The sequence below is a fragment of the Actinomycetota bacterium genome (assembly GCA_035697485.1).
Lineage (GTDB): Bacteria > Actinomycetota > UBA4738 > UBA4738 > HRBIN12 > JAOUEA01.
Genome location: DASSCU010000063.1, coordinates 175,716 through 199,344, shown reverse-complemented (window position 1 = coordinate 199,344; position 23,629 = coordinate 175,716). Strand labels below are relative to the sequence as shown.

Genomic DNA, 23,629 nt, shown 5'->3' with positions numbered 1-23,629 from the left:
GCCTCAAGGCCCCGGGGCATCTTCGCGTTCCCGGGGGTCCGCGTCCTCAGCCGAAGGCGTTGGTCGCGTTGCGCCACCATCGCAGCGGCGCACGCGCCCGGAAGTGCACGACCAGGTCCACCCTGCCTTCGGGAGTGCCGCGCCAGATCGCCGCGCCGTCACGCGACGCCATCGGCTCGCTCGTCCAGACGACGTCGGTGCCCGACGGTGGGCGCACGACGACCTCGACCGCGGTCGGTTGGACCGTGATCTGCGGCAGGATCGTGAGGCGATAGACCCCTCCGGAGGAGTTCCCCCTCCACACGTCGTCGCGATGCGTGACGATCCGCAGCGTGGATCGCCCGCCGCCGGGGGTCGTGATGACGTCCTGATACCGAGGACGGCCGAGCTCCTCGCCGACGCGCATCGCCTGGTCTCGCCCGTTTCGTTGCGCCTCGATCAGCTCGCACGGCCCGGGGCACGAGGCGGTGATGATCGAGACGTTGTCGCCGGGCACGTGGCCCTCGATACCGACGCCGGGGCCGATCACGTACCGCGGCACGTCTTCGGTGGGCGCGTCGTTCTGGATCGCGATCTCGGTCGTGGCGAACGCCTCGCCCTCTCCCCCGAGGAGCACGTCGTAGCGGATCGACCGCGTCGCGTAGTAGTCGACCTTGCTCGCCGAGCGGTTGTTCACGTGCACGGCGAGGAGGTCGTTCCCGTCCGGCGCGGTCAACCCTCGATCGAGGCCCGCGAGCTCGAGGCCGCGCTGGATGGTGGGGTCGGTCGAGTAGAACTTGAGGTGTCCACCGGCGATCGCATCCGCGATCGAGTCGATCTTGCGTTGCTGGTCGGATCGCTCGGCGAGGAACCGCTCGAACGCCTGGCCGACGAGCAGCCCGAGCACGCCCTTCCGCTCCTTCGCGGCGCTGGGGTAGAGCACGTAGGCCTCGTTCGCCATGAAGTCGACGACCGACCGTGCATCGACCGAGACGCCGAGTGAGGGGATCGTTGCCGGGCCGGTGACGCGGAGCAGCTCGGCCACCGCGAACGGGTCCGCGACGATGACGCCGTCGAGTCGCTCTCCGGTTCCGAGCTCGTACGTCGAGAGTGCCGCGCGCGCCGCGGAGGGGAAGTCCGCGGTCATGTTCATGTCTCGCCAGGACCCCGCGCCTCCGTAAGCGTCCCAGTTGCGGCGGTAATCCGGGTTCGGCGCGGGCACCTGTCCCGGGTTCGCCTCCGGAAGGGTGCGGATCGGGTTGAACCGGCCGACCGACAGCGTTCCGTCCTCGGCCGTCAGGATCGCGTACGCGCCCCAGATGCCTCCGGTCCCGCGCTGTTCGGACGGACTCTCCGCGATCACGAAGTACCGTCGGGGACCGTCGGCCCCGGCGAATGCGGGGAGCCCCTCGACGAGAAGCGAGGCCGCATCGAGCGAACGGCTCGCGAACGCCATCTGCTCCTCGGCCTCGAAGCGGGCGTCCGCCACGACGGCGGGGAGCAGGCTCGACGGGGTGGCTCGAACCTCGGCGAGGGCTGCTCGCGCCGCGTCCGCGGCGAGGGCAACCTCGTCGCCCAGCTCCGACACGGTGTCGATCGGCAGCGATCCGTCCGACGGAGCGAGCGAGCCCAACCCGTCCGGGAGCGACGCGATCGCCTCGGTGAGGTCGGCGGCGGCGGCGGCGAGCGTCGCGCCGGCGTCCGCGACCCCCGAGGCGACATCGAAGGTCCGTCCGAGGACTGGGAGGATGCTCAGGGCACCTCCCAGGCCGTGCGACGCCCGGTCCCGCCCGTCGGCGAAGTGGGCCTCGGCCGCCTCGAACCGCTCCTGCGCTCGTTCGAGGTCGCCGGCGAGCAGTGCCCGGCGGCCCTGGGCGACGGCCACGCGCCCGGTCTCGGCGTCTGCCCGCACGCCGAAGCCGACGAGGAGGGCGAGCGCGACGATCGTCACGACGACGGCCACGCTCACGAGGAGGAGCGCCGTCAGTCGACGACGGTTCTTCCGCGGTCGGACCTGATCGGGTTCGTCGGCGAGGGCGTCGTCGGGGGGATGAGCCGAGATCTTCATGGGAGGGCGCGCCGTCCGACGAAGGTCGTCGGGTCGACGAACGAGCCTATCATCGGGGGTTGCGCAGGTTGTTAGGCTTCCCGGCCATGCAGGTCGCCTATCAGGGGGAACCCGGCGCCTACAGCGAGCGGGCGGTGCGCTCCCTGTTCCCCGATGCCGATCCGATGCCGTGCGAGACCGTCCGGCTCGTCTTCTCGCGGGTGACCAGCGGTGAGGCCGACCACGGCGTGGTGCCGCTCGAGAACTCGCAGGCAGGCTCGGTCAACGAGACCTACGACCAGCTCCAGCACACCAGCCTCCTGCACATCGTGGGGGAGGTGCTGGTCCGTGTCGACCACGCGCTGCTGGGGGTGTCAGGGGCCCGGCTGGAGCAGGTCCGACGTGCGCACTCCCACTGGCAGGCGCTCGCCCAGTGCGAGGAGTTCCTGTCGTCGATGCGTATCGAGCCGGTGCCCGTGCACGACACGGCCGGTGCCGCACGCCTGGTCGCTCAGCGGGGCGATCGCGAGGACGCGGCGATCGCGAGCGTGGAGGCCGGGGCCGCGCTCGGGCTCGCTGTCTTGGCGGAGCGGATCCAGACCGAGAAGGAGAACTTCACGAAGTTCGCCGCGATCTCGACGGGCGCTCCCGATCTCGGAGCTGCGGACAAGACGTCCCTGGTGATGGCCGTGCGCGACCGGCCCGGTTCCCTGCTCGCCTCCCTGCAGCCGTTCGCGGAGCGCGAGATCAACCTGCACAAGCTCGAGTCCAGGCCGAGGAGGGGCAAGCCCTTCGAGTACGTCTTCTACGTGGACCTCATGGCGCCCGTCGACGCGCCCGAGGTGGAAGACGCGCTCGCCCGCGTCGCCGAGCACACCTCGCTCCTGCGCGTGCTGGGCAGCTACCGGTCGGCGGGAGAGCCGGTCTGACGGGGTACCCGGGTGGGTTCCTCGCTGCCGATACGATGGGCCGCATGGCGCAGGACGATCGTTCCTTCCGGCCATCCCGTCGGAGCGTCGGCATCGCCGCCGGGGTGGTCTCGGCGCTGGTGGTCGCCACGGTCGGGTGGGCGCTGGTGCGCGGTGGCGACGATGGCGGCAGCACCGGCGCGGCGCCCCCCGCCTCGGTGTCCGTGCGCACCCCGAAGCCCGCGAACCGGGCCGTCCGCGGCGTCACGACGTTCCGTGGGAACGCGACCCGCTCCTACTACGGGCGTGGGCCGGTGCCGCTCGACCCCGTCGTGCGGTGGCGGCACCCGGAGGTCACGAAGCTCTGCTCAGAGTCGATCGTGGGCGTCGACGTCACGGAGTGGTGCGGCACCGGATGGACGGGCCAGCCCAACGTGATCGAGGTGCCGGGCGGCGGCGTCGAGGTGCGTGAGGGCGCCTACGACGGCAGGTATCACTTCGTGGACGGCGAGACCGGGGAGCCGGTGCGTCCCCCGCTCGTCACGCTGGATCTCGCGAAGGGATCGGCGACGACCGATCCCGACGGCTTCCCCCTCTACTACGCGGGCTCCCGCGACGGGCACCTCCGGGTGGTCGCGCTCGATCGCGACGAGCCCGAGACGCTCTGGAGCCTCGATGGGGGAACGAGCGCCCCGCGGCCTCTCCGCAACGACGACTGGGACGGCGCGCCGCTCGTGATCCGTGACCACCTGCTCGCGGGCGGTGAGAACGGCTGGTTCTACGTGATCCGCCTCGACCGCGCGTACGGGGAGGACGGACTCGTGACGGTGGCCCCCGAGGTCGTCGCGACGATCCCGGGCTTCGACGACGAGTTGTTGGCGGTGCTCGGAGACCAGGAGGTCTCGATCGAGAACTCCGTGGCCTACCGCAGGGGCGTCGCCTACTTCGCGAACTCCGGCGGGCTCGTGCAGGGATGGGACATCGGGGGCCTGCTGGACGGCGGCACCGAGGTCGAACGGGTCCTGCGGTTCTGGGTCGGCGACGACGTCGACGCGTCGATCGCGATCGACGGTCAGGGGTTCCTGTACGTCGCCGCGGAGTATCAGCGGTTCAACGATCGCTCCCGCGAGGTCGGGCAGCTCATGAAGCTCGATCCGCGACGGCCCGACGATCCCCTCATCTGGAGCATCGACGCCCGTGAGATCGGGTTCGAGGGTGCGGGCGGCAGCTGGTCGACCCCGGCGCTCTACGGCGACGTCGTGTTCTTCTCGACGGCGGCGGGGCGAGTGCTCGAGGTCGATCGAGGCACGGGGACCGTGCTGCATGAGCTGCAGGTCGGGGCGCCCTCGATCGCATCACCCGTGGTCGTCGACGGCGTGCTGATCCTGGGGGACTGCCTCGGCGACCTGTACGCGTGGGATGTCACCGATCCGTCGATCGAGCCGCCGCTGCTGTGGAAGATGCGGTTCGAGGGGTGCATCGAATCGACGCCGGCGGTGTGGCGGGGGTGGCTCTACCTCGGCACGCGCGAGGGGTACATGTACGGCATCGCCGACGCCAACGGGTCGTGAGCTCGCCTCGCTCCGCTCAGAAGAACGCGGGGAAGTCGGCTCGGTACTGCGCCGTCTGCCACGCCGCCAGCGCGAGGGCGCCGACCGTGAGGGCGGCGAAACCGGCAACGGCGATCGCGGTGCGCGTCGAGCGCGAACCCCACCCCTCCGCGATGATTCCGGCGGCCAGTCCTGCGGCGAACCCGCCGAGGTGCGCCCGCCAGTCGATGAACGAGTTGAGGCCGAACCCCAAGAGGAGGTTCAGGATCAGGAACGGCACCAGCCCTCGGAGGCGTGCCGCGGCCAAGGCCAGCTCGCGGTGCCGGTAGTTGTACGCGACGAACGCCCCGACGACGCCGAAGATCGCCCCTGAGGCCCCGACGCTCACCTGGGTGGGCTCGCCCGCGAACGCGTACGAGGCCGCGCTCGCGAACAGGCCCGTCGTGAAGAAGATCAGCAGGAAGCGCCCCCGCCCGAGCTCGCGTTCCACCACGGGACCGAAGAGCCACAGCGCGTAGGCGTTCATCAGCAGGTGCAGGATGCCACCGTGCAGGAAGATCGCCGTGACCATGCGCCACTGTTCGCCGGCCGCGATGCCGACGATGTCGCCGTCCGGGAGTTGAGCGAGGCCGATCGAAGCCCCGAGCCGCACCAGGTCGATCGTGTTGGGGCCGCTCAGCAGCGAACCTGCCCCGCCCGCCACCACCTCGAGCGCGTATCCGATGCCGATGAGCACGAGCAGCACGCTCGTGACCGACGTGGCTTTGGCGTTCGCGATCGCCACACGCCGGCCTGGTCCCTGCCGGTACTCGCGCCGCGCCTCGGCGACGCAGGTCGGGCATTGATGCCCCACCGGGGCGGCGATCATGCATTCTGTGCAGATCGGGCGACCGCACCGTGTGCAGTGCACGCCGGTGGCCACCGCGGGATGGCGGTAGCAGTGATCACCCCCGGGTGGGGGCGGCGGGATCACCGGCTGCTGTTCCATGCCGTCCATGCTACGGGCACCCCGGCGGAAGACGACGATCGATGGTCGAGTCCACTCAAGGGCGCAGGCCGTCGAGCGAGGCTCGAACGTCGTCGAGATCGAACAGCGGGCCCCACCGCTCCACGATCGTGCCGTCGGCGTCGATCAGGAACATCCACGGCTCGGTGAGGTCGCCGTCGCGCAGGAGCCAGTCGGCGGCGGCCCGGTTGACCGTGCTCTCCTCGTAGTCGCGCCAGATCTCAACGTGGATGAACTCGGCGTCCCCCCGGTACTCGTCGGCGAGCGCCTCCAGGGCCTCGACCGTGGGGCCGCAGAACTGACTCTGGCAGTACACGGGGGTTGCGAACTGGACCAGCACCGGGCGGCCCTGGCGGAGCGCGTCGGCGATCGTGGTCGCGTGCAGGTCGGGATCGGGCACGTCCGCCCCGTCCTGTGCTCGGGAGTCGATCGCGACGGCGGGCACACCCTTGGAATCCATCGTCAGGTTCTTCGTAGCGAGGGCGGCACTACCCGGCGCAGGGATCCGATGTTCCGGGTAGACCGTGAAGGCCGCATCGAGCGTCGCCAGCGCACCGTCGATCGAGGTCGTGACCGTCGCGTTCCAGATCCCCGGCTCGGGGAACGTGACGTCGGGCGTCACGTAGACGCCCGCGACGTCGGACGGGTTCGTGAGCGTTGGCCCGTCGCCGTCGCCCGGTTCGTTGCCCGGAGCCGGGACGAACCCTGCCGTCGTCGCCGGGCCTTCGAGCGGTTCCTGAGACCCGTCGCTCCCGAGGTAGCTGAAGGCGACGTCGATCTCCCCGAACGACAGCAACTGCACACCGGCCTCCTCGGTGCTCGAGAAGACCCCCACCTGCACGGCCTCGGGGGAGTCGGCCGCAAGGTCGGAGCTCGCGACCTGGGCCGAGAGCGAGGCGGCGTCTCCGGTCGGCTCGGTCGCGGACGACGTCGTGGCGGGGTCGGCCCGGTCGTTGCCGGTGCACGCCGCGGTGAGCAGCGTGAACCCGAGCACGGCGGGCAGGAGGCGTCGCGTCATGGACATCATCCTCTCGCACCGATGGTCGAACGACCGGTCGTCTCGAACGCTCACGGCACCGAGCCCTCGTGCCGCAGGAGCCAGCGTTTGCGGTCGTCGTGGCGTCCGTACCCGCCGATCGTGCCGCCCGCGTGCACCACCCGATGACACGGCACGAAGAGCTCGATCGGGCAGGCCGCGAGGGCGCTTCCGGCGGCTCGTGCGGCGCGCGGGCTTCCCGCCATGCCGGCGACGTCGCCGTAGGTCCAGAGCTCGCCGAAGGGGATCGTGGCGACGACCTCGAGCACTCGGCGTCCGAATCCCTCGCCCACGAGGGAGAGGTCAGGCGGTACCGAGAGCTCGTGTATGCGACCGGCGAAGTAGCCACGCGCCTCGCGCTGGGCCGTTGCCGCGATCGCTGTGGCCCCCGACCCCACGCCGGTCGCCGCCGGCCGTTGCCCGAACCAGCGCTCGATGCGGGCCAGCTCGAGGTCCCGACCGTCGTCGTCGAAGATCGTGGCGACGACCCCGCGATCGGAACAGACGATCGTGAGCGTCCCGATCGGGGTCGACAGCGTGCGGTGGCGCACCGCGGTCATCGTCGCAGGGTCACACGGGCGGCCACGGGTAGGGTCGTTCCCCGAGCGGCGAAGGGAACACGGGTCGGGCGAGGACGGCGTCGACCCGGCGGCCCATCGCATCGACCTCCTCGTCGGAGAGGAGGGTGTCCAGCCGCTCACGCGGAGACGTGCCCGAGGCCAACGCCTCGCCGAAGACGCCGAGCCGGTCGACGAGTGCCTGGGGGATCGGCTCGTCCATGTACTCCCAGATCACGGTGCGCAGCTTCGGGTCCTCGTGGAAGCAGACGCCGTGGTCGATGGCCCAGATGCGTCCGTCCTCGCCGAGCAGGCAGTGCCCGCCCTTGCGGTCGGCGTTGTTCACGACGAGGTCGAACGCCGCGATCTCGCGGAAGGCGTCGGGGAACCGGTCCTGCAACGTGAAATAGTGCTCCTGCGGTTCGAAGGGCACGAACAGCTGCACCGACCCGAAGCCTTCGGGCCCTTCCCGAAGCACGGTGGGAGGCACGTTCGGCCAGCCGAGCGCGGACGCGACGAGGTACGCGGCGACCTCCCGCCGCCCGAGCGATCCCTCCGGGAAGTCCCAGAGCGGGCTCTCGCCGCGGTGGGGCTTGTACACGGCCAGGGCCTCGCCGCCGTCGGGTGCCGAGGCGCGGACGAGGAACGTGTAGTTCGACGAGTTGGGGAGCAATCCGAGCAGCTCCAGGGCACCGCGCTCGAGCGCCGGCGGCACCGGCGGGGGCGTCAGTCCCGCTTCGAATGACCGTTCATCGCGGGACACGCGTGCCCCTCCGCATCGATCGGGTTCCCGCAGAACTGGCACGTCGGACGGCCCTGCTCGACGACGGCAGCGCCGTGTCGCGAGAGGGCGAACATCTGTTCCCGGGTGGCCGCGAGCTGCACGACCTCAGGCCGACCGGCCTCGTCGAGCACGGACGCGTCGTCGTCCTCGGCCTCCGGCACGGATTCCTCGATCTCGAGCACGAACAGCTGCAGGTCGTGGTCGTAACCGATCGAGAGCCTCCCGGCGCGCCACATCGGGTCGACCGGTTCCTCGAGACCGAGCTCGTCGTCGCTGGGCCCGACGCCGGTCTCGAGCTCCAGGTCGGCGAGGAGCTCGAGGATGGACGCCGCCAGCAGCTGCACCTGCTCCTTCTCCACGACGACCGTCATGAGCTGACCACGCCCCCGAGCCTGCAGGTAGAACGTGCGGGACCCCGGCTCGCCGATCGTGCCGGCGGTGATTCGGTCGACGGGCCCGAGATCCATGCGGCCTATCCTCGCAGGTTCCCTTCGGGACGCCGCCCGCGGCCGGGTGGGCGCGCCGTCTCCCAGGCGGGCGTGGCGCCGCCGGGGGCGAACCGACGCAGGTCGCCGGTGTCGTTCACGAGCAGCACCCGGGGGCTGCCCTCGCGGTCGAGCGTCACGACCGAGACCGACGCCGTGTCGACGACGATGCGTTGGAACCGTCCCAACGGCGCGCCGGCGAGGTCGGCGAGCATCACCCTCACGATGTCGCCATGGGTCGCGACGACGACGCGGCCCCGTCGATGCCGCTTCGCGATCGCATGGAGCTCACCGATCGCCCTGGCGTGGGCCTCCGGGAAGCTCTCGCCGCCCCCCGGGAACCGGAAGGTCTCGGGACGCTGCTGCACCTCACGCCATGCCTTCGTGCGACGCAGGCGCGTCAACGTCTTCCCGGTCCACGAGCCCGCGTGCATCTCGATCAGCGCGTCGCGTTCGACCACCGAAAGCCGGCAGGTCGCCGCGAGCGGCTCCACGGTCTCGACGCATCGCTCGAGCGGGCTCGAGTAGATCGCCGTGGGCCGGAGCGGTGCGAGCCGCTGCGCCAGCTGCTCGGCCTGGGCGAGACCCCTGTCGTCGAGGCCGACGCCCCGCGTCTGACCGTAGAGGATCCTCCCGGTCTGGGCGGTGAGTCCGTGTCGCACGAGGAACAGGGTCGTCATCGAGGAGCGCAGCATACGGTCGTCGGCCGTGGCTCGGCGGGCGAGGGGACGGGCCTCAGCCTTGTGCGGACGGCGACGTGGTGGGCAGCCGCACGACGAACATCGATCCGGCGCCGAGTTCGCTCGTGACGGAGACCGATCCACCGTGGTTCTCCGCCACGTGCCGGACGATCGACAGACCGAGCCCCGTGCCGCCCGTCTCGCGTGAGCGTGCGCGGTCGACCCGGTAGAAGCGCTCGAACACCCTGGGCAGATCGCGGACCGGGATCCCGATGCCGGAGTCGCTGACCGTAAGGGTCACCCCGTCGGAGCTCTCCGCGACCCGGATGTCGACGGCCCCCCCGGGTCGGGTGTACCGGATCGCGTTGTCGATCAGGTTCCGTACGAGCAGGGAGAGATCGCGGGCCGCGCCGCGGACGGTCGCAGGCACGGGCGCCTCGACCGTCAGGCGCACGTTCGCCTCTCGCGCCTGGTCCTCGTACCGTTCGGCCTCCTCGCGGACGAGCGCGTCGAGGCGGACCTCCTCGCTCAGCTCGCTGCCGGATTCGAGCCGAGAGAGGTCGAGCAGATCCGCGACGATGCGCGAGAGCCTGAGCGCTTCGCGTTCGAGCTGCGCGGCGAACCGCGTGACCGCCCGCGGGTCGTCGTCCACGACCGAGCGCAGGGTTTCGGCCGCGGCCTGGATCGACGCCGCCGGCGTCTTGAGCTCGTGGGATGCGTTCGCGACGAAGTCACGGCGGACCGTCTCGATGCGGCGGGCGTCGGTGATATCGGTCACGACCACGAGGACCGAGCCTTCGCCCGCAGGCGTGGCGGTCACGCGCAGCCAGCGAGGCGGAGCGCTGCGCTCCATCTCGACCGTGATCGGTGCCGACGACGCCGCCACCTGACGGACCGCTTCACGCAGATCGAGCGGAAAGAGCTGGGATGCTGAAGCCGGGCGACTCCCGAGATGACGCTCGAGCGCATCGTTGGCGAACGCGGTACGCAGGTCGGGATCCAGCAGCAAGACACCCTCCTGCATCGACGCCAGGATCAGGTCTTGGACCGCGCGCTCTTCCCTGACGTCCTCCTCGCGGCGGGCCAGCTCCGACGTGGCTTCGTCGGCGCGGCGCCGGGCGTCGTCGAGCCTCGATCTCGTGACCAGCATGCCCAGGAGCGCACCGAGGCCGCCGACGGCGACGAGACCGAGCACCGTGATCGCGATCGCGCCCGTGTCCATGCAGACCGGGAGCATACGCAGCGCGTTCATCGCTTCCCCGCCCGTTCGTCTCTTGTTCAGGGAATGGCACGCCGAATCTGTTGCCCGCGGACGCCGCCCTTCGGTCTGACCGAAGTTCGTTCACCCAGCGTTCATCTCGAGGTAATCGACCGTCCACCCTTCCTGCCTAACGTCGCCATCGACATGACGCTCCGAGGAGGCGGTCGATGAGGAAGCTCAGGAAGCACGTCGGGGTCCTCGCAGGACTGCTCGGGCTCTCGCTCGTGGCGACGGCGTGTGGCGGCGATGACGGTGGTTCCGGCGGCGACGTTCTCGAGGGTTCGATCGTGATCTCGGGCTCCTCAACCGTCGAGCCGATCTCATCTTTCGTGGCAGAGATCTTCAACGAGACGAATCCGAACGTCGCGATCAGCGTCGATGGGCCGGGCACGGGTGACGGCTTCGAGCTGTTCTGCAACGGCGAGACGGACATCTCCGACGCCTCCCGGCCGATCGAGGACGAGGAGGTCAAGCTCTGCGAGAAGAACGGCATCGAGTTCACCGAACTCGAGGTCGCGCTCGACGGCCTGACCGTGATGACGAGTCCGGAGAACACAGGCGTCACCTGTTTGAACGATGGTGACCTTTACGCCTTGTTCGGGCCCGAATCCGAGGGGATCGAGACATGGAACGGAGCCGACTCGCTCGCGACTGAGGTCGGCGGCAACGGGGGATTCCCCGACGCGCCGCTGGAGATCACCGCACCGGGGGAGGAATCGGGCACCTACGACGCTTTCATCGAGCTATCGGGCATCCCCGACATCGCCGAGGCGCAGGGTGTGCCCGAAGACGACTGGGAGACCCTGCGCAACGACTACCAGCCCTCGCCGAACGACAACGTGATCATCACCGCGATGGAAGGCTCCCCGGGCGCCCTCGGATTCGTGGGGTTCGCGTTCGCTGAGGAGGCTGGTGATGCGATCAAGGAACTCGAGGTCGACGGTGGCGACGGCTGCGTCGCGCCCAGCGCCGAGGCCGTCGCCGACGGCTCCTATCCGCTGTCTCGTTCGCTCTACATCTACGTGAGTGCCGACGCGGCGGCGCGCCCCGAGGTCGCCGCCTACCTCGACTACTACGTGAGCGACGAGGCCATGACCACCTTGGTGGAGGAGGTCGGCTACATCGCCCTGCCGACCGAGCGGGTCGAGGCGACGCGCTCCGCGTGGGGGTCGGCCGCTGCATGATCGAGATTGAACGCGGAGGGCGGGAACGGCTGGGGGGCGGATACCGCCCCCCGCCGCCCTCCCCGGATCGAAGCGAAGGGTAGGCCGTGGAGATGGCCAAGCCGACCGCGGACGCCCGTCTCTCGATCGGGTCGCTTCAGGGCAGCCCTCGACGCCGGCGCAAGGAAGGGTTCGTCCGGATCCTCCTGATGGCGGCCGCGATCGTCTCGATGGTCGTGAGCGTCGCCATCATCGTCGCGCTCGCCGGCAAGGCCGTCACCTTCTTGTCAAACGTGGAGCTCGGCCAGCTCTGGAGCGACGGATGGCGGCCCCGCAGCGGCGAGTTCGACGTCCTCACGATATTCATCGGGACGATCGAGGTGTCGGTCATCGCGATGATGATCGCGACCCCGCTCGGACTCGGCGCGGCGATGTACCTCTCTGAGTATGCAAACCCGAAGACGCGACGCAAGCTCAAGCCGATCCTCGAGACCCTCGCGGGGATCCCGAGTGTGGTGCTCGGGTACTTCGCCCTGCAGGTCATCAACCCGGCGCTCGTGCAACCGCTGTTCTCGTCGGCCGGCACATTCAACGTCATGGCGGCCGGCATCGGGGTCGGGATCCTCACGATCCCACTGGTCGCATCGGTCGCCGAGGACGCGATGTACGCGGTGCCGAGCGCGCTCCGCGAGGCGGCCTACGGGATCGGCGCGCGCCGCCGGAGCGTGACGACCAAGGTCGTGTTCCCGGCCGCCGTCTCGGGCATCGTGGCCGCCCTGATCCTCGGTTTCTCGCGGGCCGTCGGGGAGACGATGGTCGTGGCGATCGCCGCGGGCGCGACCGGCAGCGCGACCCGTCACCTGAATCCCCTCGAGCCGGGTCAGACGATGACCGGCGCGATCTCGTCGCTCGCGATCGGATCGGACCAGGTGAAAAGTACGACCGGGCTGAATCCGTTCGACTCGCTCTTCTTCGTCGGGCTGTTGCTGTTCGTCATGACCCTGGCCCTCAACGTCGTGTCGGAGCGGTACGTGCGGAAGGTTCGCAAGGACTTCTGATGGCGGCGATCGCACCCACCCGGCAGGTCCAGGGCTCCGTCGAGCTCGCGCTGCGGGGCAAGAAGCGCGACCTGTACGGCCGGTTCTTCCAGGCCACGTTGCTGCTCTCGTTGCTGCTCTCCCTCGCGATCCTGATCGTGCTGCTCGGCACCGCGATCTCCGATGCCTGGCCGGTGCTGTCCACGAGGGCGGGGGACTTCCTCACGAGCAACGTGTCGCGGTTGGACACACGCGCGGGTGTCCGACAAGGCATCGTCGGATCGTTGATCCTGATCGGGTTCGTCGCGGCCGTCGCGCTGCCGCTAGGCATCGCCGCCGCGATCTACCTCCAGGAGTACGCGAAGGACACGCGGACCAACCGCCTACTGACGACGAACATCCGGAACCTCGCCGGGGTGCCGTCGATCGTGTACGGCATCCTCGGGCTCGTCCTCTTCGTCCAGACCATGCGCACGGTCACCGGTCCGGACACCTTCGGCCGGAGTTTCATCTCCGGCGGCCTGACCCTGGCGGTGCTCGTGCTGCCGATCGTCATCCTCATCACGATGGAGGCCCTCAGGGCGGTACCCAAGAGCATCCGGGAGGCCGCCTACGGCGTGGGAGCCACCCGTTGGGAGGTCGTCCGGAGCCACGTGCTGCCGTACGCCGCCCCCGGCATCTTCACCGGCGTGATCCTCTCCCTGGCTCGTGCGTTCGGCGAGACCGCGCCCCTGCTGCTGGTCGGCGCCGTCACCGGCTACCTGTCGACCCCCGGCAGTCGATCACCCCTCGAGATCCTGCAAGGTCAGTACACCGCCCTTCCGACCCAGATCTTCTCGTGGTCCCGTCTCGCGGGTGAGGGCTGGAAGGCCAACACGGCGGCGGCGATCGTCGTGCTCCTCGTGATCATCCTCGTCGTGAACCTCGCCGCGATCCTGCTGAGGAACCGGTATGACCGAAAGTGGTGAGCCCATGGATACGACCGACCTGACAGCGACATCCCCCGTCGCCGAAGATGGTCCGCAACTGATCGTGAAACCGTCCGTCATCACCGAAGCCGACGAGGCCGCTCGTGAGGTCGTGTTCTCAACGACCGACCTCGCCGTGTACTACGGCGCCTTCCGGGCCGTGCGCGACATCAACCTGCCGATCCTGAAGAACGAGATCACCGCGCTGATCGGACCCTCGGGCTGTGGCAAGACCACCTTCCTGCGCTGCCTGAACCGCATGAACGACCTGATCGAGGGCGCTCGGGTCGAAGGGAAACTGCTGTACCACGGCGTCGATCTCTACGACGAGCAGGTCGACCCGGTCGAGGTTCGCCGGCGGATCGGCATGGTGTTCCAAAAGCCGAACCCGTTCCCGAAATCGATCTACGACAACATCGCGTTCGGGCCCAAGATCGCCGGGTACAAGGGGAACATGGACGAGCTCGTCGAGGAGAGCCTGCACCGAGCCGCGTTGTGGGACGAGGTGAAGGACAAGCTGAAGGAGTCCGGAATGGCGCTGTCAGGCGGCCAGCAGCAGCGCCTCTGCATCGCGAGGGCGATCGCCACGAAGCCCGACGTGATCCTGATGGACGAGCCGTGCTCGGCGCTCGATCCGATCGCGACGGCGAAGATCGAGGACCTGATGCAGGAGCTCGTGGCCGACTACACGATCGTGATCGTGACCCACAACATGCAGCAGGCGGCGCGCGTCTCCGACCGCACCGCGTTCTTCACGGTCGATGTGCACGAAGACGGCTCCCGCACCGGCACGATCGTGGAGTTCGACCGCACGGAGACGATCTTCACCAACCCGAGTGACCAACGGACCGAGGACTACGTGACGGGGCGATTCGGATGACCAGAGAGACGTTCCACGAAGAGCTCGAGAAGACCGAGCTCGAGCTGCTCAGCTTGGGTGAGCTCGCGGGCACAGCGGTCCAGCGCGCGATCGAGGCGCTGGTGCAGCATGACGACGCCAAGGCACAGGAGGTGATCGACGGAGACGATGAGATCGATGACCTCTATCTCAAGATCGATTCCGGGGTCCTGCAGATGCTCGCGCTTCAGTCGCCGGTCGCACTCGACCTCCGCCTGATCTCGGCGATCCTCCACTGCGATCTCCACCTGGAGCGTATCGGGGACCAGGCCGTCAACGTTGCGAAGCTCTACCTCGCAACCAGGGATGCTCGCGGCAGCGAGCCGATGCGCCAGCAGATCGAAGAGATGGGCACCCACGTCGTCACCATGGTGCGCACTTCGATGGAGGCATTCGGGCGGCGCGACCTCGATCTCGCATTGAAGGTGCCAGTGATGGATGATCCTGTCGATCGCCTCAACCGAACGACGCATCTCGAAGCGCTGAAGCTTGCGGACGATCCCTCGCAGCTCGACTGGGGACTCCACATGAATATGGCAGCTCGGGCGCTCGAGCGGGTCGGAGACAACGCGGTGGACATCGCCGAGCAGGTTGGCTTCCTCCTCACGGGAGAGTTCCGCGAGTTCACCGATGCCTCACATCCGGTCTCGATGGAGTGAGTGTGTTGCGGGATGGTGGCGCGGTCGTGTCCGATCCTCCGGTCTCGATACTGATCGTCGAGGACGAGGAGTCCCTCGCCGACTCGGTCCGATACAACTTGGAAAGGGAGGGGTACCGCGTCTCGGTCGCTGCGGACGGTCGGCAGGCGCTGGAGCGGTTCCGCGCGGAGCGCCCGTCGCTCGTGATCCTCGATCTGATGTTACCCGAGCTGTCGGGGCTCGATGTGTGCCGCTCGATCCGCGCGGTGAGCGACGTACCCATCATCATGGTGACGGCGAAGGATTCGGAGGCCGACAAGGTCTCAGGTCTCGAGCTCGGTGCCGACGACTATGTGACCAAGCCATTCTCCGTCCGAGAACTCGTCTCCAGGGTCCGAGCACACCTCCGTCGCGCCACGATGCGCGGCGAGCCTGAGTCGATCGACGACGTGATCCAGGGAGGACCGGTGGAGATGGACGTCGCTCGGCATGAGGTGCGGGTCGGAGGTGAGATGGTCGCGTTCCCGCCCAAGGAGTTCGAACTGCTCGAGGCTCTCCTGCGCAGGAAGGGCCGCCTGCTCACGCGCCTCTTCCTGATCGAAGAGGTGTGGGGGGCTGATTACGTTGGAGACACGAAGACTCTCGATGTGCACGTGAAACGGATCCGCCAGAAGATCGAGGCCGACCCGCACCATCCCCGTCATCTCGTGACGGTCCGTGGGCTCGGCTACCGGTTCGTCGACGACGACTGACGACGTGGTTCGCCTCTCAGTCTCGGTGGACACCCGTGGGCAAGGCCTGTACGTTCCGCACGGCCATTGTGCGGTGGGAGGGTTGTCGCGTCGTGCCGTTCCAGGTGATCCCGCGGGAGCTTGAGTTCTTCGACCTGTTCGATCGAGCTGCCGACGGCATGGTGCGGGCCGTCGTCGATCTTACGGTGCTCCTCTCCGACCTCCCGAACGCCGCACACCATGCCGAGCGGATCCGAACCCTCGAGGAAGGGGGAGACGAGCTCACCCACCAGATCCTCGCGCTCGTGAACACGACGTTCGTCACACCGTTCGACCGCAAGGACATCCATTCGCTCGCCTCGTCCATCGACGATGTGCTCGACGCCATGGAGGGACTCGCCGACCTGCTGGCGCTGCTGCCGATCAGCCACCCGTTGCCCCACTTCATGCAACAGATCGATGTCCTGCAGCGGGCGGCGACCAGCGTCGCACTCGCGGTCCATGACTTGCGAACGCTCACCGGCGTGGAGGCCGCATGCGCCGAAGTCAAGCGCGCGGAGCGCGAGGGCGACTGGGTCTACCGCCGTGGTGTTGCGGTGCTGTACTCGGGCGACTTCGGAGCGATGGAGGTGCTGATGTGGAAGGACCTCCTCGACGGAGCCGAGGACGCGATCGATCATTGTGAGGACATCGCCAACATCGTCGAATCGGTGGCGCTGAAGTTCGCATGACGATCTGGGTCGCGGCGATCATCTTCATCGCGCTTGCGTTCGACTTCTTCAATGGGTTCCACGATGCTGCGAACTCCATCGCCACCGTCGTGTCGACGCGAGTGTTGTCACCGCAGCGGGCCGTCGTGTGGGCGGCATTCTTCAACTTCGTCGCATTCATGGTCTTCGGAACCGAAGTCGCCGCGACGATCGCAAACGATGTCGTGCACCCCGACGTCTTCACCAACGCAGTGATCTTCGCCGGACTCGTCGGAGCCGTGGCGTGGGACATCATCACCTGGTGGGTTGGACTTCCGACGAGCTCTTCGCACGCCCTCGTCGGCGCGATGGCTGGGGCAGCGGTTGCCAGTGCGGGCTGGGCCTCGCTCATCGCGTCCGGGTTCCAGAAGATCGCCGTGTTCATCGTGCTGTCGCCCGTCGTCGGGCTGTTGCTGGGGTTCACCCTCATGGCGGCGATCTACTGGACGTTCCATCGATACCGCCGACTCGAGCGTCTCAACCGAGGGTTCCGGGTGGGGCAACTGTTCTCAGCAGCCTCGTTCAGCTTGGCCCACGGTGCGAACGACGCCCAGAAGACGATGGGCATCATCCTGGCGTTGCTGATTGCCAACGGAGTCCTTCCGAGTGACGCCGATGTCCCTCTCTGGGTGGTCCTGTCGGCCCATACGGCGATCGGATTGGGGACCCTCTTCGGCGGATGGCGCATCGTGCACACGATGGGTTCCAAGATCACCAAGCTCCAGCCCGCGCAGGGGATGGCGGCGGAGACGGCGGCGGCCGCGACCATCATGGCGAACACGGTTGCCGGCATCCCTGTCTCCACTACGCAAACGATCACGGGCGCGATCGTGGGGGTCGGGTCGACCCAGCGTCTGTCGGCGGTACGTTGGGGTGTCGCCGGACAGGTCGTTTGGGCGTGGGTCCTCACGATCCCAGGGGCATTCGTGATCAGCTACGTGGCGTATCTCCCGTTCAAGGCATTCGGATGACCCTCGGACGTCGATCGCTCTTCTTCGCTGCGCTCGCGGGCGTCAGCCTGCTGCTGTGGGAGCCCACACCGGCGGAGTACCGATGGGTGAACCTATTCGCGGCGGCGCTCGCCCTGCTCTGGGCGATCGCGGTCGCCCTTGAGGATCGGTCACTTGGGCGCTGGCGGCCCGCGAGCGAGAGGCGGCGGAAACCGAGGACGGGGCCGAAGGACCCGTCTACGCGTGTTTGAGAACGACGGCCTCGATCACATTCGCCACGTTCTCGAGCCCGTCGAGCGCTTCCTCGAGCGTTTCATTCACAGCCTTCCAGCGGAGCACGTCCATGGCTCGGTGGTCACCTGAGAACAGATCGGCGACCGCCCGACGGTAGAGACGATCACCCTGGTTCTCGAGGCTGTTGATCTCGACCCAGTAGGGCTCGAGCTGATCCCGTCGCAGGTTCCGGAAGGCGATCATCGCCTGCTCGGTCTGGCGAGCGGCCTGGCAAAGGACATCGACTTGATCACGCATCGCCTGACGAGGCTCCTCGATCGCGTGGAGCACGAACAGGTCGGCCGTCGCTTCCACCGCATCCATCACGTCGTCCAGCGCGGTCGCGAGCTGGTAGATGTCCTCGCGATCCATCGGGGTGACGAACGTCGTGTTGATCAGGCGGATGATCGCGTGGGTGATCTCGTCACTCTCGTGCTCCCGCTCGGCGATCCTCCGCGCCTTCGCTTCGACGTCCTCGTACTCATGCACCAGGTTGCGGAGTTGATCGGTCGCCGCGCACAGACTCGCAGCTGATTCCTGGAACAGGTCGAAGAACTGATCCGGCTTCTGTGACACCTTCAACTTCACGACCGGCCTCCCGCTTTCCTGGACCCGTACCGTCGCATCATGGCAGTCGTTCGTCCATTAGACCTTCGGTGGTTGCAACCCTCGGCTACCCGTCCGTACGATGGCCGTCCACCGTGGATGCCCAGCCCTTCCCCGAGTCCGTGACGGCCACGACCTCGCGGTACATCAATCGCGAGCTCTCCTGGCTGGAGTTCGACTCGCGCGTCCTCGCGCTGGCCGAAGATCCGGCCCGCCACCTGCTCGAGCGGGTGAAGTTCGTCGCGATCTACACGCAGAACCTCGACGAGTTCTTCCAGATCAGGGTCTCGGGTCTCGAGGAGCAGGTCGATGCCGGCGTGGCGGCCATGACCCCCGACGGCATGAATCCCCAGGAGCAATTGGAGGCAAGCCGCGAACGTGTCGTCGCGATGCAGGAACGCGCCGACGCGCTCGTGCTCGGCGACCTGCTGCCCGCGCTCGAGAAGGAACGCATCCGGGTGGTGCACTGGGAGCAGCTCGCCGACGCCGACCGGGAGTTCCTCGGGAGGCGCTTCCGCGAGCGCATCTTCCCCGTGCTCACGCCCTTGTCGGTCGACCCGTCGCACCCCTTCCCCTACATCTCCAACCTGTCGCTGAACCTCGCGGCGGCGATCCGCGATCCTCTGACGGGTGAACGCCGCTTCGCCCGAGTGAAGATCCCTCCGCTGCTGCCGAGATTCACCGACCTGCCCGACGGCGAGCGCTTCGTGCCACTCGAGGAGGTCGTGGCTGCCCACCTCGACCAGCTCTTCCCGGGTATGGACATCCTCGGGGTGCACGTGTTCCGCGTGACTCGCGACGCCGACGTTGAGGTCGAGGAGGACGAGGCCGACGACCTGCTCGCCGCGATCGAGACCGTGCTCCAGCGCCGGCAGCGAGGTGCGACCGCGATCCGGCTCGAGATCGACCCGACGATGAGCGACGAGATGCGCCAGCTCCTGATGCGCGAGCTCGGCGTCGACGAGTCCCAGGTCTACGTGGGGGAATGGCTGCTGGCGCTTGGCGACCTGTGGTTCTTCGCCCACCTGGACCGTCCCGACTTGAAGGACGAACCCTGGACGCCCGTCACCCCACCCACGCTGCAGTCGGCGGAGGGCACGGCAGACGTGTTCGAGGCGATCCGTCGCGGTGACATCCTCGTGCATCACCCGTACGACTCCTTCTCGTCGTCGGTCGAGGCGTTCGTCGAACAGGCCGCCAGCGATCCAGACGTGCTCGCGATCAAGCAGACCCTCTACCGCACGTCGTCGGACAGCCCGATCATCCATGCGCTCGTGCGCGCCGCGCAGGCCGGAAAGCAGGTCGTGGCCCTCGTCGAGCTGAAGGCGCGGTTCGACGAGCTGGCGAACATCACGTTCGCGAGGACGCTCGAGACCGCGGGCGTGCACGTCGTCTACGGCGTGGTCGGCCTCAAGACGCACGCCAAGACGTGCCTCGTGGTACGCCGCGAGGGCGGCGGCATCCGCCGCTACGCACACATCGGCACAGGCAACTACAACCCGACCACCGCCCGCCTGTACGAGGATCTCGGCCTGCTGACCGCCGATCCCGACCTCGGCGCGGACCTCACCGACCTGTTCAACCTGCTCACGGGGTACAGCCGGCAGCGCGAGTACCGCAAGCTCCTCGTCGCCCCGGTGACGATGCGTCCGGGACTCGAGGCCCTGATCCGTCGGGAGATGTCGCACGACGACGGATCCATCGTGTTGAAGATGAACAGCCTCGTCGACGCAGACCTGATCGACGCCCTCTACGAGGCGTCGCAGGCCGGGGTCGGCATCGACCTGCTCGTCCGCGGAATCTGCTGCCTCCGTCCCGGCGTGCCGGGGCTTTCCGAGGAGATCCGGGTCCGCTCGATCGTCGGTCGGTTCCTCGAGCATTCTCGCATCTACAGGTTCGGGAGCGAGCAGCGGGGATACGACTACCTGATCGGGTCGGCCGACTGGATGCCTCGCAACCTCGACCGTCGTGTGGAGGCGTTGACGCCGGTCGAGGATCCGGCGCTGCAGGAACGCCTGGACGAGATCCTGCGCGTGGGGTTCGACGACGACGAGCTCGCGTGGGAGCTGGACCCCGAGGGCGTCTGGGGCAAGGTCGCGGCGACCGAGGGCGTCGAAGCCCACCGCGTGCTCCAGGAGCTGGCGGTGGCGCGCGCCGGCGGCGATCGGTGAAGCTCGAGCGAGAGGCCAAGCTCGAGGTCGAGCCCGGCTTCCGGATGCCGGACCTCTCCTCGCTCGACGGGTCCTTCTGCGGGCGATCCGGTACGACCGAGCGGTTCGTCAGCACCTACCACGACACCGACGACCTGCGACTGGTCCGCTGGGGGGCGTCTCTCCGATACCGCAACACTGAGGGGTGGGTGGTCAAACTCCCACGGTCGGTCGCCGCCCCGACGGTGGTGCGGCAGGAGCACTCCTTCGACGGAGGTGCGGGGAAGGCGCCGGCGGAAGCGGCCGACCTCGTCCGCGGCCTCGTCCGGGGTGGATCGATCGGGCCGGTACTCCGCCTGCAGACCGTCCGCCACCGAACCCGGATCGTGCGACCGGCCGACGATCGCATGGTGGCCGAGGTCGTCGACGACGAGGTGTCGGTGCTCGAGGGCCGTCGCATCGTTGACCGGTTCCGCGAGATCGAGGTCGAGCTCGCGCACGATGCGGCCGACCCGGCGATGGCTCCGATCGTCGATCTGCTGATCGACGCCGGGGCTCGCATCGGCGAACCGTTGCCGAAGATCGTGCGCGCGCTCGGCGAACGTGCCCATGCCCCACCTGACGTGGTCGCGGCAGAGGTCGGTCCGTCGTCGACCGTCGAGGAGGTCGTTCGGTCGACGATCGCGACGTCGACGCGACGCCTGATGCAGCATGACGCTGTCGTGCGGCTCGGCGTCGACCCCGAGGGAGTGCATCAGGCTCGGGTCGCGACCCGACGGATCCGCTCCGACCTGAGGACGTTCCGCTCCCTGCTCGAGCCCAGATGGCGCGACGAGCTCCGAGGGGAGCTGGGATGGCTGGGAAGGGAGCTTGGAGGGGTCAGGGACTGCGACGTGCTCGGGGAGCGGCTTCGGGAGGACGCGCTCCTGTTGCCCGACGACGACGCGACGAACGTGGCGAAGGTGCTCGACCGGTTGCGTGCGAGACGCGATGCCGCTCGCGCCGAGATGCTCTCCGCGATGCGCGAGCCGAGGTACCTGCGGCTGCTCGACGCCCTGGTCGCCGCCTCGGCCGAACCGTGCATGCTCCGCGACGTGGCCGGTGCGCCGGCGGCCGAGGTGATGGGGGTCCTGATGGACTCCCCGTGGGGGCACCTCAAGAAGCTCTGCGACGGCCTCGGCCCCGACTCCGCCGACGCCGAGCTGCACGAAGCCCGCATCCGGGCCAAACGCGTGCGCTACGCGGCCGAGGTGCTCACCCCGGTCTTCGGCAAACCCGCCCGGACCTTCGCGCGGCGCGCCGAGACGTTGCAGGAGGTGCTCGGGAGCCATCAGGATGCGGTGATGGCCATCGCGTGGCTCCGGGAGCAGGCAGGGGGAGCGACGCCTCGCGTCGCATTCACCGCCGGTAGGCTCGCGGGCATCGAGGCGACTGGGCGCGACGAGGCACGGCGAGCGTGGCCAGACGCTTGGGCCGGCCTCCGCCGGAAACGCTTGAGGTTCTGGGAGTGAAGACCCAGATCCGCGCCGGTGGCGGTGTGGTGCGTCGACGGGGTCGCGTCGGCCCCGAGTTCGCGCTCGTGCACCGGCCGCGCTACGACGACTGGACGTTCCCCAAAGGGAAGGCCGAGGACGGGGAATCCGACGAGGAGAACGCCGAGCGCGAGGTGCGCGAAGAGACCGGCTTCCGATGTGAGCGTGGCCCCGAGGTCACCACGATCGACTACCTCGACCACCTCGACCGCCCGAAGACGGTGCGCTACTGGCTGATGTATCCGGCGGGAGGCGCGTTCGCGCCGAACGCCGAGGTGGACGAGCTGCGGTGGGTCGATGCGCCGACCGCAGCCGCCCTGCTCACCTACGACCACGACCGAGGGGTGCTGGACGCGGCGCGCTCGTTCGATCAGCCGGTCTACCTCGTGCGGCACGCGAAGGCCGGCGACCGCGACGCATGGATCGAGGACGACGTCCTGCGTCCGCTCTCGAGGCGGGGCAAGGCGCAGGCGGAAGGGCTCGTGACGCTGTTCCGCGAACTCGAGGTCGACCACCTGCTGTCGAGCCCGGCGGTGCGGTGCGTGCAGACCGTGCGGCCGCTGGCCCTCGCGAGGTCGATCACGATCGAGGAGCGTGACGAGCTCGCCGAAGGCGCGCCCACCGAGTCGGCGCTCTCGCTCGTCCGGTCGCGCGGGGGCGCCGTGGTGATATGCAGCCACGGCGACGTGATCCCCGCGATCGTGCTTGGCCTCGCCGAACGCGGGATCGAGATGCACGATCCGCCCGCCTGGCGGAAGGGCTCGACCTGGATGCTGGAACGCGACGGGGGCCTGTTCACGGCTGTCCGCTACCTCGGTCTGCCCGATTGATCGCGCCGGGGTCCACCGGGCCTCTGGTCGCAGCGAGCACGCCCGCGTGCCGGAACCCGAGCCGTTCGTACATGCCGACAACCGATCGGTCGTCCGCGTCGGCGAACAGGCAGACGTGGGAGGCGCCGCCCCGCACCGCGACCCCGATCATGTGGGCGGTCACGGCGCTCGCGAGTCCGCGCCCGCGTGCATGCTCGAAGGTCGCCACGTTGTCGATGTAGCCGACATCGTCGAGCACCAGCAGCGCTCCCAGCGACGTGAGATCTCCGCCGTCGTCGCGCACGCCGAACCAGCGCTTGCTACCCGGTGCGAGCACATCACGCTCGATCCGGGCCAGCTGGTCGGCGGTCGTGTCGTCGTCGATGCCGAACAGTGCCAGCGACTCGCGGACGCGGCCCCACAGCTCCGGTCCGTTCGGGAGCGCTTCCACCTGCCAGGACCCTTCGGCGGGCGGTTGGACGTCGAGATCCATCACCAGGTCCCAGGTGAGGCGGTGACCGCGGTCCGCGAGCTCCTGGAGCAGGCGCTCGGTGGCGCGCGGGTAGAACGAGACGACGTGCTGCACCGACGAACCCGTCTCGAGGAGCGCCGGCAGCAGGGACGCCTCGACCTCCGCGAGCGTGAGGTCGGCAGCGGCCACGTCGACGCGGGCGTAGTTCGCGTCCCAGACCGCCGGGAAGCGGCCGTCGGTCACGACAGCGCCCCACCGCGTCGGCTCCACCCGGCCGAACAGGGCGTCGAGCGCGCGCCAGAACCGCAGCACGTGCTCGGGGATCCGCGAGTCCAAGGGGATCACGACGCGAGTGTAGAC

23 protein-coding genes are annotated in these 23,629 nt (G+C 68.7%); 13 read left to right on the top strand and 10 right to left on the bottom strand.

The features are described 5' to 3' along the window. Positions 1 to 46: 46 nt before the first annotated feature. On the bottom strand, positions 47 to 2,047 hold the full coding sequence (locus VFI59_16740; GenBank protein ID HET6715344.1) for a DUF4012 domain-containing protein: 2,001 nt from the start codon (positions 2,045 to 2,047) through the stop codon (positions 47 to 49). 59 nt (positions 2,048 to 2,106) lie between these two features. On the opposite strand from VFI59_16740, the gene pheA reads away from it, so the two are divergent. Next, on the top strand, positions 2,107 to 2,955 hold the full coding sequence (gene pheA, locus VFI59_16735; GenBank protein HET6715343.1) for a prephenate dehydratase: 849 nt from the start codon (positions 2,107 to 2,109) through the stop codon (positions 2,953 to 2,955). A gap of 44 nt (positions 2,956 to 2,999) precedes the next feature. Further along, positions 3,000 to 4,505 (top strand): PQQ-binding-like beta-propeller repeat protein, encoded by a 1,506-nt coding sequence (locus VFI59_16730; GenBank protein HET6715342.1) that lies wholly within the window; start codon positions 3,000 to 3,002, stop codon positions 4,503 to 4,505. A 16-nt stretch (positions 4,506 to 4,521) separates the two neighbouring features. Here VFI59_16730 and VFI59_16725 read toward each other — a convergent pair whose 3' ends face one another. The 7 genes from VFI59_16725 to VFI59_16695 are packed head-to-tail and all read right to left on the bottom strand — an operon-like array spanning position 4,522 to position 10,254. After that, positions 4,522 to 5,472, bottom strand: a complete 951-nt coding sequence (locus tag VFI59_16725) for a rhomboid family intramembrane serine protease (protein ID HET6715341.1) — start codon at positions 5,470 to 5,472, stop codon at positions 4,522 to 4,524. Positions 5,473 to 5,527: 55 nt separating this feature from the next. Beyond that, positions 5,528 to 6,508, bottom strand: coding sequence for a hypothetical protein (locus tag VFI59_16720; protein ID HET6715340.1), 981 nt, complete (start codon positions 6,506 to 6,508; stop codon positions 5,528 to 5,530). A 50-nt stretch (positions 6,509 to 6,558) separates the two neighbouring features. Continuing rightward, positions 6,559 to 7,086: a methylated-DNA--[protein]-cysteine S-methyltransferase gene (locus tag VFI59_16715; GenBank protein HET6715339.1), complete on the bottom strand. Its 528-nt coding sequence runs from the start codon at positions 7,084 to 7,086 to the stop codon at positions 6,559 to 6,561. A gap of 10 nt (positions 7,087 to 7,096) precedes the next feature. Then, on the bottom strand, positions 7,097 to 7,846 hold the full coding sequence (locus tag VFI59_16710) for an SCO1664 family protein (protein ID HET6715338.1): 750 nt from the start codon (positions 7,844 to 7,846) through the stop codon (positions 7,097 to 7,099). Continuing rightward, positions 7,810 to 8,334: a DUF3090 family protein gene (locus VFI59_16705; GenBank protein HET6715337.1), complete on the bottom strand. Its 525-nt coding sequence runs from the start codon at positions 8,332 to 8,334 to the stop codon at positions 7,810 to 7,812. The genes VFI59_16710 and VFI59_16705 overlap by 37 nt, the downstream gene beginning before the upstream one ends. Positions 8,335 to 8,339: 5 nt before the next feature. Next, on the bottom strand, positions 8,340 to 9,032 hold the full coding sequence (locus VFI59_16700; protein ID HET6715336.1) for a histidine phosphatase family protein: 693 nt from the start codon (positions 9,030 to 9,032) through the stop codon (positions 8,340 to 8,342). A gap of 55 nt (positions 9,033 to 9,087) precedes the next feature. Further along, positions 9,088 to 10,254: an ATP-binding protein gene (locus VFI59_16695; protein ID HET6715335.1), complete on the bottom strand. Its 1,167-nt coding sequence runs from the start codon at positions 10,252 to 10,254 to the stop codon at positions 9,088 to 9,090. A 206-nt stretch (positions 10,255 to 10,460) separates the two neighbouring features. On the opposite strand from VFI59_16695, the gene VFI59_16690 reads away from it, so the two are divergent. The 8 genes from VFI59_16690 (at position 10,461) to VFI59_16655 (ending at position 17,448) form a co-directional block, all read left to right on the top strand. Further along, entirely contained in the window at positions 10,461 to 11,477 is a 1,017-nt protein-coding gene (locus VFI59_16690) for a phosphate ABC transporter substrate-binding protein PstS family protein (protein HET6715334.1), read from the top strand. A gap of 92 nt (positions 11,478 to 11,569) precedes the next feature. Beyond that, positions 11,570 to 12,514, top strand: coding sequence for a phosphate ABC transporter permease subunit PstC (pstC, locus tag VFI59_16685; GenBank protein HET6715333.1), 945 nt, complete (start codon positions 11,570 to 11,572; stop codon positions 12,512 to 12,514). Further along, a complete protein-coding gene (gene pstA, locus VFI59_16680; protein ID HET6715332.1) occupies positions 12,514 to 13,461 on the top strand; it encodes a phosphate ABC transporter permease PstA in 948 nt (315 codons plus the stop codon). The genes pstC and pstA overlap by 1 nt, the downstream gene beginning before the upstream one ends. After that, complete coding sequence (pstB, locus tag VFI59_16675; GenBank protein ID HET6715331.1) at positions 13,445 to 14,341, top strand: phosphate ABC transporter ATP-binding protein PstB; 897 nt, start codon at positions 13,445 to 13,447, stop codon at positions 14,339 to 14,341. Before pstA ends, pstB begins: the two co-directional genes overlap by 17 nt. Next, entirely contained in the window at positions 14,338 to 15,018 is a 681-nt protein-coding gene (phoU, locus tag VFI59_16670) for a phosphate signaling complex protein PhoU (GenBank protein ID HET6715330.1), read from the top strand. The genes pstB and phoU overlap by 4 nt, the downstream gene beginning before the upstream one ends. 26 nt (positions 15,019 to 15,044) lie before the next feature. Continuing rightward, the gene (locus VFI59_16665; GenBank protein HET6715329.1) at positions 15,045 to 15,749 is read left to right on the top strand and encodes a response regulator transcription factor; all 705 of its coding nucleotides are present in this window, start codon (positions 15,045 to 15,047) and stop codon (positions 15,747 to 15,749) included. 92 nt (positions 15,750 to 15,841) lie between these two features. Then, complete coding sequence (locus VFI59_16660) at positions 15,842 to 16,459, top strand: DUF47 family protein (protein ID HET6715328.1); 618 nt, start codon at positions 15,842 to 15,844, stop codon at positions 16,457 to 16,459. Then, positions 16,456 to 17,448: an inorganic phosphate transporter gene (locus VFI59_16655; protein ID HET6715327.1), complete on the top strand. Its 993-nt coding sequence runs from the start codon at positions 16,456 to 16,458 to the stop codon at positions 17,446 to 17,448. The genes VFI59_16660 and VFI59_16655 overlap by 4 nt, the downstream gene beginning before the upstream one ends. A 216-nt stretch (positions 17,449 to 17,664) precedes the next feature. Here VFI59_16655 and VFI59_16650 read toward each other — a convergent pair whose 3' ends face one another. After that, positions 17,665 to 18,288, bottom strand: coding sequence for a DUF47 family protein (locus tag VFI59_16650; GenBank protein HET6715326.1), 624 nt, complete (start codon positions 18,286 to 18,288; stop codon positions 17,665 to 17,667). A 113-nt stretch (positions 18,289 to 18,401) separates the two neighbouring features. Between VFI59_16650 and ppk1 the strand changes: the two genes are divergently transcribed. Genes ppk1 through VFI59_16635 form a run of 3 tightly spaced genes read left to right on the top strand, consistent with a single transcriptional unit; the run spans position 18,402 to position 22,818 of the window. Next, positions 18,402 to 20,477, top strand: coding sequence for a polyphosphate kinase 1 (gene ppk1 / locus VFI59_16645; GenBank protein HET6715325.1), 2,076 nt, complete (start codon positions 18,402 to 18,404; stop codon positions 20,475 to 20,477). Further along, positions 20,474 to 21,967: a CYTH and CHAD domain-containing protein gene (locus tag VFI59_16640; GenBank protein ID HET6715324.1), complete on the top strand. Its 1,494-nt coding sequence runs from the start codon at positions 20,474 to 20,476 to the stop codon at positions 21,965 to 21,967. Before ppk1 ends, VFI59_16640 begins: the two co-directional genes overlap by 4 nt. Further along, positions 21,964 to 22,818 (top strand): NUDIX hydrolase, encoded by an 855-nt coding sequence (locus VFI59_16635; protein ID HET6715323.1) that lies wholly within the window; start codon positions 21,964 to 21,966, stop codon positions 22,816 to 22,818. The genes VFI59_16640 and VFI59_16635 overlap by 4 nt, the downstream gene beginning before the upstream one ends. Here VFI59_16635 and VFI59_16630 read toward each other — a convergent pair. Beyond that, the gene (locus VFI59_16630; GenBank protein HET6715322.1) at positions 22,784 to 23,614 is read right to left on the bottom strand and encodes a GNAT family N-acetyltransferase; all 831 of its coding nucleotides are present in this window, start codon (positions 23,612 to 23,614) and stop codon (positions 22,784 to 22,786) included. The genes VFI59_16635 and VFI59_16630 overlap by 35 nt on opposite strands. Between the last annotated feature and the right edge of the window lie 15 nt (positions 23,615 to 23,629).